This is a genomic window from Flavobacterium anhuiense, from assembly GCF_004151235.1.
Taxonomy (GTDB): domain Bacteria; phylum Bacteroidota; class Bacteroidia; order Flavobacteriales; family Flavobacteriaceae; genus Flavobacterium; species Flavobacterium anhuiense_A.
Map to the genome: position 1 here is coordinate 1 of NZ_JUIV01000036.1, position 9,397 is coordinate 9,397.

General features: G+C 30.9%; 12 protein-coding genes and 1 tRNA gene. 9 read left to right on the top strand and 4 right to left on the bottom strand.

The window, feature by feature from the left end; translation table 11 throughout:
• The first annotated feature begins 273 nt into the window (after window positions 1-273).
• The 6 genes from NU08_RS22045 to NU08_RS22070 all read left to right on the top strand — a co-directional run bounded on the left by NU08_RS22045 (window position 274) and on the right by NU08_RS22070 (window position 4,667).
• Complete coding sequence (locus NU08_RS22045) at window positions 274-837, top strand: Crp/Fnr family transcriptional regulator (RefSeq protein ID WP_129749183.1); 564 nt, start codon at window positions 274-276, stop codon at window positions 835-837.
• A gap of 63 nt (window positions 838-900) precedes the next feature.
• Complete coding sequence (gene lpxA, locus NU08_RS22050) at window positions 901-1,674, top strand: acyl-ACP--UDP-N-acetylglucosamine O-acyltransferase (protein ID WP_129749184.1); 774 nt, start codon at window positions 901-903, stop codon at window positions 1,672-1,674.
• Window positions 1,675-1,719: 45 nt separating this feature from the next.
• Window positions 1,720-2,313 carry a YdeI/OmpD-associated family protein gene (locus NU08_RS22055; protein WP_129749185.1) on the top strand — a complete coding sequence of 198 codons (594 nt, stop codon included), beginning with the start codon at window positions 1,720-1,722 and terminating at the stop codon, window positions 2,311-2,313.
• A 101-nt stretch (window positions 2,314-2,414) separates the two neighbouring features.
• On the top strand, window positions 2,415-3,509 hold the full coding sequence (locus tag NU08_RS22060) for an acyltransferase family protein (protein WP_129749186.1): 1,095 nt from the start codon (window positions 2,415-2,417) through the stop codon (window positions 3,507-3,509).
• Between the two features lie 358 nt (window positions 3,510-3,867).
• Window positions 3,868-4,089, top strand: coding sequence for a hypothetical protein (locus NU08_RS22065; RefSeq protein ID WP_129749187.1), 222 nt, complete (start codon window positions 3,868-3,870; stop codon window positions 4,087-4,089).
• A 218-nt stretch (window positions 4,090-4,307) separates the two neighbouring features.
• Window positions 4,308-4,667 carry a MerR family transcriptional regulator gene (locus NU08_RS22070; protein WP_129749188.1) on the top strand — a complete coding sequence of 120 codons (360 nt, stop codon included), beginning with the start codon at window positions 4,308-4,310 and terminating at the stop codon, window positions 4,665-4,667.
• Between the two features lie 80 nt (window positions 4,668-4,747).
• Here the strand turns inward: NU08_RS22070 and NU08_RS22075 are convergent, their stop codons facing one another.
• A complete protein-coding gene (locus NU08_RS22075) occupies window positions 4,748-5,143 on the bottom strand; it encodes a helix-turn-helix domain-containing protein (RefSeq protein WP_129749189.1) in 396 nt (131 codons plus the stop codon).
• A 202-nt stretch (window positions 5,144-5,345) separates the two neighbouring features.
• On the opposite strand from NU08_RS22075, the gene NU08_RS22080 reads away from it, so the two are divergent.
• Window positions 5,346-5,831 carry a hypothetical protein gene (locus NU08_RS22080; RefSeq protein WP_129749190.1) on the top strand — a complete coding sequence of 162 codons (486 nt, stop codon included), beginning with the start codon at window positions 5,346-5,348 and terminating at the stop codon, window positions 5,829-5,831.
• Between the two features lie 404 nt (window positions 5,832-6,235).
• On the opposite strand, the gene NU08_RS22085 is transcribed toward NU08_RS22080, so the two are convergent.
• From NU08_RS22085 to NU08_RS22095, 3 genes are all read right to left on the bottom strand, one after another.
• The gene (locus NU08_RS22085; RefSeq protein WP_129749191.1) at window positions 6,236-6,433 is read right to left on the bottom strand and encodes a hypothetical protein; all 198 of its coding nucleotides are present in this window, start codon (window positions 6,431-6,433) and stop codon (window positions 6,236-6,238) included.
• A 96-nt stretch (window positions 6,434-6,529) separates the two neighbouring features.
• Window positions 6,530-6,607 (bottom strand) — tRNA-Val (locus NU08_RS22090).
• 178 nt (window positions 6,608-6,785) lie between these two features.
• The gene (locus tag NU08_RS22095) at window positions 6,786-8,012 is read right to left on the bottom strand and encodes a bifunctional folylpolyglutamate synthase/dihydrofolate synthase (protein ID WP_129749192.1); all 1,227 of its coding nucleotides are present in this window, start codon (window positions 8,010-8,012) and stop codon (window positions 6,786-6,788) included.
• Between the two features lie 130 nt (window positions 8,013-8,142).
• Here NU08_RS22095 and NU08_RS22100 point away from each other — a divergent pair, with 130 nt between their 5' ends.
• Together NU08_RS22100 and NU08_RS22105 are read left to right on the top strand one after the other, a co-directional pair.
• Entirely contained in the window at window positions 8,143-8,838 is a 696-nt protein-coding gene (locus tag NU08_RS22100) for a MotA/TolQ/ExbB proton channel family protein (protein WP_008464191.1), read from the top strand.
• A 3-nt stretch (window positions 8,839-8,841) separates the two neighbouring features.
• Window positions 8,842-9,237, top strand: coding sequence for an ExbD/TolR family protein (locus NU08_RS22105; RefSeq protein ID WP_008464192.1), 396 nt, complete (start codon window positions 8,842-8,844; stop codon window positions 9,235-9,237).
• Window positions 9,238-9,397: the final 160 nt, after the last annotated feature.

The following is a 9,397-nucleotide window of genomic DNA, read 5'->3' on the forward strand; positions in this document are numbered from 1 at the left end:
AATCCTCATCATTAATCTGATGGGGATTTTTTTGTTTTTGATGCGTTTTTGGAAATGATCCTCCGGATTCTTAAAGGATTTTCTTTGAGAAAACCTCCTAAAAACGATATTTTTTAAAGTGATATTCTGCTTTGTGATCTAAGAGCTGTGTTTTTAATAATTCGGCTTTAAATCGCAAAAAAAAGGCCTTGAATGAATGTTTTATAGGATATTGTTGTTTTATAATTATCAAATTAAAGACTTTAAATTTGATAATACAATAAAGAAAAATAAATGGAAGAACTAATTCAAGTCATTAATGGTTTTCAGGAATTAGATTCAGGTACAGAACTTGCGCTGAAAAAATATTTTGTTGAAGAAACTTTTGAAAAGAATGATTTTATTATTAAAGGGGGTAAAATCTGTGATAAGATCTATTTTATAAAATCGGGTGCGGTAAGACGATTTTGCATTGAAGATGGTATAGAGGTTACGAAGTGGATTTATACCGATAATCAGTTTATAACTTCGTTGAGTAGTTTTTTTGAACAAAAGCCATCATTTGAGAATTTTCAAACTTGTGAAGAAACAGTTGTTTATTCGTTGTCTTATTCAGATGAACAGGCTTTGCTAGAATATCCCTTATTTGTGAAGTTTCATATTAAACAGCTTCGATATTATCTTTCCAAAATAAATGAATTCAATCATTTATTTCGTTTAATGACTGCTGAGAAAAAATACTTATTTCTTTTAGAGTCATTTCCTAAAATTATAAAGAAAGCCAAATTGAAGCATATTGCCTCATTAATTGGCGTAAGTCAAGAAACTTTGAGCAGAATTCGGGCAACAATTATTTGACATTACATCAATAAAAAGTATCTGGAGTTTTTCAATTTTTGTAGTTATTTAAAAAGAGAAAAATTGAAAAATACTTTTATTGATAAAAATGCTATTCTAGGCAATAACATTAGAATTGGCAATGGCGTAACGATTGAGGAAGATGTTGTAATTGGGAATAATGCTCAGATAGGAAATCATGTAACAATTTTAAGCGGTTCAAGAATAGGTGAAAATTGCCAGATTCATTCAAATGCAGTTTTAGGCGGTATGCCGCAGGATTTGAAATATAAGGGAGAATATACTCTCTTAGAAATTGGCGATAATAATATAATCAGGGAATTTGTAACGATTAATAAAGGGACAGTTTCTAAAGGTAAAACAAGTATTGGCAATTCTAATCTGATTATGTCCAACGCTCATATTGGACATGATTGTGTCATAGGTAACAATTGTATTATTGGATTTAGCGTTGGCATGGCTGGTGAAGTAATTGTTCAAGATTGGGCAAATATCAGCGGATTGACTGCAATACATCAGTTTTCGGTTATAGGTGAACATGCTATGATTAGTGGTTTGAGTCGAGTAGTAAAAGATGTTCCGCCTTATATTATTGCTGCACATGAACCTTTGAGGTTTGCAGGATTAAATACTGTTGGTTTAAAAAGAAGAGGGTTTGACTCTTGCAAAATTGATGAACTTAGATCAATTTATAGGGTTTTATTTCAAGAGATGAGAAATACCAAATTTGCTTTAGAATTAATTGCGGAAAGGTTTGAAGAAACTGTTGACAGGAACAAGATTTTAAATTTCGTTCATCAATCCAAAAGAGGAATTATTAAAGGTTTTGAGTTTTAAATATATAAAAATACTAAATTTATATACTTATTAAACTAACCCATTATGACAAAATATAGCACGAACTCTAAAGTTGATTTTTATTTTGAAAAGGCTGAGAAATGGAAAGCTGAAATTGAAGAAATGAGAAAAATTGTTTTAGATTGTCATTTGTCTGAAGAATTGAAATGGGGATCTCCTTGTTATACTTTCGAAAAAGCAAATATTGTATTAATCCATTATTTTAAAGAATATTGCGCTTTTTTGTTTTTCAAAGGTGCTTTAATGAGAGATCCAGATAATATTTTGATTCAACAGTCAGATAATGTGCAGGCGGCTCGTCAAATTCGATTTACTAATGTTGAAGACATTTTGGCGAAAAAAGAAATTTTAAAAAATTATATTTTTGAAGCTGCTGAAATTGAGAAATCAGGACAAAAAGTAGAACTGAAAAAAGTTTCTGATTTTGAAATTGCTGAAGAACTTCAGAATAAATTTAATTCTGATGCTAATTTTAAAAAAGCTTTTTATGATTTATCTCCTGGAAGACAACGAGCATATTTGCTTCATTTTTTACAACCTAAACAATCCAAAACTAGAGAAGCGAGAGTGGAAAAAAATATTTCACGAATTTTAGCTGGAAAGGGATTGAATGATTAAATAGTTAGTAGTTTTGAATAAATCTGATTTTGATTTGAATATTAATTTGTAGAACTTGCAACGTTACCAAATCACCTAAATTATAAGTTTATTATAATCTAATGAATACAAGCCAGTCAACTACAACAATTCTTGAAACAAAACAGCATTTTGAAATTTTAGACGGATTAAGAGGCGTCGCTGCTTTTGCAGTAGTTGTGTTTCATTTTATGGAATGGATTTTTAGTGATCCAAGTAAAAATTTTATCGGACACGGATTTTTAGCTGTCGATTTTTTCTTCTGTCTCTCAGGTTTCGTAATTGGGTATGCTTATGATGACCGCATTGTAAAAATGGGACTTCGCAATTTTTTTATTGCTAGAATTGTCAGACTTCATCCGTTAGTTGTTGCGGGTTCAATACTTGGTTTATTGGCTTTTTTATTTGATCCTTTTGGAGGTTATTTAGAATTGTACAGTACTGGGAAAATTATTTTGACATTTATCTGTTCAATTTTTCTTATTCCGTTTCCAGTTATTGGTGATCGCGGATTTAATTTGTTTAGTTTTAATGCACCGGCTTGGTCGCTTTTCTGGGAATACATAGCCAATATAGTTTATGCTTTTGTACTTTATAGAATTAGAAGAAGCTTTTTATTGCTATTAACGATATTATCTGCGGTGGCTATTTGTTACGTAGGATATAATTCTGGCAATTTATTAGGAGGTTGGAGTGGCCCGACTTTTTGGGATGGATGCGCTAGAATTTCATATTCTTTTTTAGCTGGATTACTTATTTATAGATCTAGTTGGATTATTAAAAATAAACTTGGTTTTGGTGGATTAACCTTTTTATTGCTATTAGCTTTTGTTATGCCGTTTTCAGAATGGAATTGGATTTCAGAACCGTTAGTTGTTTTACTTTATTTTCCATTATTAATTTCTTTAGGAGCAGGCGCTGTCTTAAAACCTGGATTGAAAAAAGCTTGTATTTTTTCAGGAAAAATATCCTATCCATTATACATGACACATTATGCCGTTTTATGGATGTTTGGAAATTATTATACCAATTATAAACCAAATACGACACAATTGACTTTAATTGTAATAACTTCAGTTGTTTTGTTGGTCGGATTCGCTTATTTAGTAATGGTTGTTTATGATATTCCGTTAAGGAATTATTTAAATGCTAAAAGAAAAGAAAGACTGGCGAAATAAAAATCTTTAGCCTAATCATAATAAAAAACTCCATTAGAAGTAATGGAGTTTTTTATTATTTTTTGTTTTGAGTTATGATCTTCTAATGGGTATTTAATCAGAAATTAGCTTAACTTGATCTCGATTTTCCATTCGTTAAAACTATTAAAACCAAATAAACTATGAAATTTCCAATAATTACAACTTTACTGCTATTACTCGGTACAATTAAATATTTACTCACAAAAACTAAATTGCCAAGATTTTAGAACGGGTAAATTTGAATTAATCGATGAAATAAATCAGCAGAAATATATTTATGAGCGATTCGAAAATTTTCAAACTGAAGAAACATTCGATATGAAAACCGGAAAAGTTTTTGAGGAAAAAGGCTATTATTTTAACATGGATAAATGACTGTGAATATAATTTAAAATTAGATACAACTAAAACGAAGGGAGACGATATTGCTTTAGCTGTAAATGCAAGAGGTGGTGTTAATTCCAGAATAGTATTTGTTGATGGTAGTTGCGCTATTATTGCTGTAACAATTGCAGACGAGGAAATTGAAACTGCCTATGGAATGTGTAAAATTAACTAGTGCTTCTTAAATATAAATAAGTATTCAATCTTAATAATGAGAAATAGACTTTTGATAATAAAATTTACAAAAAGAGTAAAAACATTGTGTAATGTGTCTTGTTGTAAAAATGTTTTTGTCTCATTTCTTGCGTTTTAAAAACAAAAAAATAGTATATTTGAAACCTAAAAGTATAGACTCTGCTCTATGCTTTATTGTTTTGTTAAAAAATAAATGATATGCTTGTAAACGAATTATCAAAAAAAACGGGGTTGTCAATTCATACTATTAGATATTATGAGAATTTAGGAATGATTAAAGGATTGACTAATGAAAATGTGACATCTAATAATTATAAACATTACGATGCTAATACTATTGAACGTTTAGAAATCATTATAGAAGCAAGGGAAGTTGGTTTTACTTTAGCAGAAATAAAGAAAATATTAATCAGTTGGTTTGAAAGTACTGATTCGAAACCAGAAACGCTTGAGCTTTTTCAAGCCAAGATAAAAGAGATTGACGATAAAATGAGATATTTCAAAAAGACCAAGAGCCTTCTCGAAAAAGTATGTGAAAAAATAAAAAGTAATGATTGATAATTTGTTTTCAAATCAGTGAAGTATGTAAAAGAAAAACTCCATTATTTCTAATGGAGTTTTTTTTATGCTTAAAAAGGTTATTTTCCTTTTATTATTTTTTCGAGATATTCAACTTTGTCTTTTTCTGCTTGTAATAAACGCTCATAAAGTTCTACAATTTTATCAAGTGGATTAAAAGTAGGTTGAACATTGATTCCATTTATTGTTGAAGTGTCATGGCTATTAAATGTATTATTGATAATACTTAAAATAGTTTCATCACTATAATTCTTAATGCCTTCTGCAGTAACGCCAAGTGCTTTTGCAACTTCTGCCAGTTTTGCGTCATCAATTGTTTCGCTGTTTTCAATAGCAGAAACCGTTTGTTGACTAGTGCCTAAAGCTTGTGCCAATGCTTCTTGTTTCATATCGCGAAGTTCACGAATACGGCTAATATTTCTTCCGATATGTTTTGGTCTTGATAGTGTGCTCATAATTCAAAGATAATAATTAAGTGAATAAACCAGAACTGTAAAAAACAGATTTTAAATGTATGTTACAGATTTTCTTGGGGAGCGGTAAACAAAAATACAATTTTTATGGTAAGAATAAGATCATGAATAGTTGTTTGTGATGCTGGATTTTATAATACTATATTAGCATTTGTAAATTTTAAAATATAAACTCATTGTAGAAATGGATTGTATTATTATTGAAAATTTAAAAGTGCTGTCAGAAAACTTCAAACACAAATTTGATACTTTTTCAAATTCAGTTCTTTTTGTTAGTGAAGTGAATAAGATAAAAATACAATTTGAGGATGATAGCTATTTTAAAGTTACTTATAATCTATGTTTTAGTGAAAAAATAGTGTTTGTTCCAAAAGAGGCACTTTATGATTTCTGTTTTGATTTATTTAGGAGGCCAAATGAAGATACAGAAGTGATTTGTAATGTGGGTAAAACAATTGAAATAGAGAAGTGGCTTGAAATCGAAAAAAATGAATCTTTGGATGTGCTTAATAATATTCAAAAAGAATTGAATTACAATTATAGAATAAAACATTTAGCTCTAGAGAGTTTTCAATTTAATATATTTTATTTCAATGGATTGCTCGTTTTTGAGCACAAAAACAAAGAGTATTTGTCTAATGTTTTTGATTTTAAAAGCATAAAATATTGATAGAAGACTCACTGTTAATTAATTATTTTTGGATTTAGTTACTCTTCTGTTTTTTTATCTTCATATTTCCAATATTCTGTTCCATATTTTTCTCTTAACAAATGATATTTTTTAAGACCATTAGCTATAGCTTCAAAATCATTTTTGTTACAGAAACCTATTTTTACGTAATCTTTTGGTCTAGTGTCTCCATGAGTTTCTTCCTTGTGTAATTTGAAAAGTATTTTTGGGATTTCTTTTTCAAATCTAAAAACTAATAAATTTTTGTGTCCCCTGTCAATAGTGTCGATTGGTGCCCATCCTTCATAGATTGATTGAGTTAAAATAAATTTCTCGAAAACAAACTCATCAGGGTTGTTGATGTTGAAAATGCAATCGAATTCTTTATTTATCTTTAAGTCTGCTTAAGCATAAAGTGTAAAGACAATAATTTCATTTTCTTGTCTTTTCCAGTTTATGTATCTATGATAAAACTCATCTTTATTGCGATCTGCGAATCGTTTAATTATTGCTTTTTTTGATAATTCAATCCCTTTGTCAGATAGATACATGTCAGAAAATAAATATCGATGAATTTTTGTGCAATCTTCTTCATTTTTCATGTATGTTTTTTTTGCTAGATAAAGAGTTCTTTAATTAATCCAAAAGTAGAATATTAATAGATAAAAAAAAACTCCTTAATTTCTTAAGGAGTTTTTTGGTGGGCGATGAGGGGTTCGAACCCCCGACCCCCTCGGTGTAAACGAGGTGCTCTGAACCAGCTGAGCTAATCGCCCTATTTTACTAGGTTGCTATCGTTTGTGATTGCGAGTGCAAATATACGCTAGTTTTTGAGTTCTGCAAAGAAATTCGAATAAAAAATAAAACTTTTTTAAAAATAGTTTATATCTCCTTGTTTATGAATTTGTTATTAAAATGATTTTTTTGAAGTTTTTTCTACATCAAAAGTATATTTTAGTTCAAAGGCAATTCGGCAACAACAAAAGTGCTTCCGCCAACGTAAATAAAATCATTTTCTGAGGCATTTTTCTTTGCTTCCGCGAAAGCGATTTCAACAGAATCGTATTTTCCTCCTATTAAACTGAAACTTTCGGCTGCATTTTTTAAAGTTTCAGCCGGCAAAGCTCGCGACGAATTTGGATGGCAGAAATAATATTGTGCATCTTTTGGGAAAAGCGGTAAAATAGAATCCAGATCTTTGTCATTTACAACACCCAAAACTATATGCAGTTTTTCGTATTTCTCGTTTTTCAGCTGATTCATTACAACCGATAATCCGTGTTTGTTGTGTGCTGTGTCACAAATAATTTTCGGGTCTTCTCCCAATTGTTGCCATCTGCCTTGCAAACCTGTATTTTTTACAACATTCAGTAAGCCTTCTTTTAGTTGTTCGGTCGAAATTTTAAAATCGGTTTCATTATTCAAAATCGAAATCGTCTGCTGAACCGTTTTTTTATTATGAAACTGATAATCTCCAATCAAGTCCGACAAATAAATTTGGTCAATTAAATCTGAAGCAAAATAAATAGAGGCGTTGTTCTCTTCGGCTTTAGCCAAAAATACAGGTTTAGTTTCATCGGTATATTCGCCAATAACAACTGGAACATTCGGTTTTATAATTCCCGCTTTTTCTCCAGCAATCGCTTCCAGAGTATTTCCTAAAAACTGAGTATGGTCTAAACCAATATTGGTAATTACCGAAACCAAAGGCGTAATAATATTCGTTGCGTCCAATCTTCCGCCCAAACCAACTTCGATAATAGCAATGTCTACTTTTTCTGCAGCAAAATAATCAAATGCCAAACCAACCGACATTTCGAAGAAACTCATATCATTAGCTTCAAAAAAAGATTTATGTTTGGCGATGAATTCAATAACAAATTCTTCTGAGATTTCTTTTCCGTTTATTTTAATTCTCTCTCTAAAATCTTTCAAATGCGGAGAAGTATACAAACCCACTTTGTAACCTGCTTCTTGAAGAACAGAAGAAAGCATGTGCGAAGTAGAACCTTTTCCGTTTGTTCCCGCTACATGAATGCATTTTAGCCCGTTCTGCGGATTGCCAAGATGAGCTGCCAATAATTTGATATTCGTTAAATCCTCTTTATACGCAGAAGCACCTTGCAATTGGTACATTGGAAGCTGATTAAACATCCAATTGGTAGTCTCTTGATAGTTCATTTGTTTAGATAAAATGGTTGTTGATTGAAATAAATTTCGATTTTTGTAGTTTAATATTACAGCGAAAATTATCTTTATTGCAAATTTCAAATATTTTTTAGAATTAATTATTAAAAACCAGAATTAATATATGTTTACTTTTATTCAGTTACAAACAGATACAATCGCAAATGCTTCAAATGTAGTGGTCGAAAAGATCGCGGCACCGCAAAATGAAATTTCAATGTTTGGTTTCATCATGAAAGGGGGAGTGTTCTTAATTCCAATCGCGTTGTTGTTGTTTTATACGATCTACCTGATTTTTGAACGTTACATGTACATTAGCCGTGCGTCTAAAATTGACAGCAGATTAATGCAAGATATTGGTGAAAAATTACATTCTGGAAATATTGAATTGGCAAGAACAATTGTAGAAAGAAATAATACTGCAGCTGGGAATATCTTGAAAGAAGGCGTTCTAGTAATTGGAAGACCAATTGCTGAGATTGAAGCCAACATGGACCGCGCTGCCGATATCGAAATTGGAGAAATGGAAAGACATTTAGGCCATCTTGGACTTATCGCAGGTATTGCTCCAACGCTAGGTTTCATCGGAACAATTTCTGGGGTTATCAAGATTTTCTACAGTATTTCGGTTACCGAAAATATTAGTATCGGAAATATTTCTGGAGGTTTATACGAGAAAATGATCAGTTCTGGTTCTGGATTAATTGTGGGGATTATTGCTTATAGCGCTTACCACTTATTGAACGGAAAGATTGATAATTTTGCTTTAAAAATTCAGAAACAGATTTTAGAATTTGTCAATATAATTCAAAGAGCATAAGCCATGTCTATTAAAAGAAAAAGAAGATTTCACGCCGAAGTTGCGACTTCATCTTTGAGCGATATCATGTTTTTCCTGCTGTTGTTTTTCTTAATTATCTCAACACTGGCAAATCCGAATGTGATTAAGATGACATTGCCAAAAGCTAAAGCGAATGAAAAGACCAATAAACAGCTAATTAGTTTATCGGTTACAGAAGATAAAAAGTTCTATATCGACAAACAAGAAGTAGATTTTGAAAACTTGGAAACGAGTTTAATGTCTAAAATAGGAACAGATAAAGAGCAAACTGTTGTAGTTCGAATTCCGTTTAATCTGCAAGTTCAAGACTTAGTAGATGTTTTACAAATAGGTGTGAAGAACAACTTGAAGTTTGTAATTGCAACCAGTCCGAAGTAGTCATTGCGAGGAATGAAGCAATCACATTAAGGAATGTGCCACAATCTTGTCATTTCGACGAAGGAGAAATCTCCACAAGTAACTCCGCAACGAGAATCCAATCTTTGTAGAGCTTCTCGCGAAGATTTCTCCTTCGTCGAAATTGTAAAAGTTACTTATT

Coding starts and splice junctions, on each gene's coding strand:
- NU08_RS22105 (WP_008464192.1), top strand. CDS start 8,842: ATGTCTATTAAAAGAAAAAGAAGATTTCACGCCGAAGTTGCGACTTCA.
- NU08_RS22085 (WP_129749191.1), bottom strand. CDS start 6,433: ATGAAAAATGAAGAAGATTGCACAAAAATTCATCGATATTTATTTTCT.
- NU08_RS22075 (WP_129749189.1), bottom strand. CDS start 5,143: ATGAGCACACTATCAAGACCAAAACATATCGGAAGAAATATTAGCCGT.
- NU08_RS22055 (WP_129749185.1), top strand. CDS start 1,720: ATGACAAAATATAGCACGAACTCTAAAGTTGATTTTTATTTTGAAAAG.
- NU08_RS22100 (WP_008464191.1), top strand. CDS start 8,143: ATGTTTACTTTTATTCAGTTACAAACAGATACAATCGCAAATGCTTCA.
- NU08_RS22080 (WP_129749190.1), top strand. CDS start 5,346: ATGGATTGTATTATTATTGAAAATTTAAAAGTGCTGTCAGAAAACTTC.
- NU08_RS22060 (WP_129749186.1), top strand. CDS start 2,415: ATGAATACAAGCCAGTCAACTACAACAATTCTTGAAACAAAACAGCAT.
- NU08_RS22045 (WP_129749183.1), top strand. CDS start 274: ATGGAAGAACTAATTCAAGTCATTAATGGTTTTCAGGAATTAGATTCA.
- NU08_RS22095 (WP_129749192.1), bottom strand. CDS start 8,012: ATGAACTATCAAGAGACTACCAATTGGATGTTTAATCAGCTTCCAATG.
- NU08_RS22070 (WP_129749188.1), top strand. CDS start 4,308: ATGCTTGTAAACGAATTATCAAAAAAAACGGGGTTGTCAATTCATACT.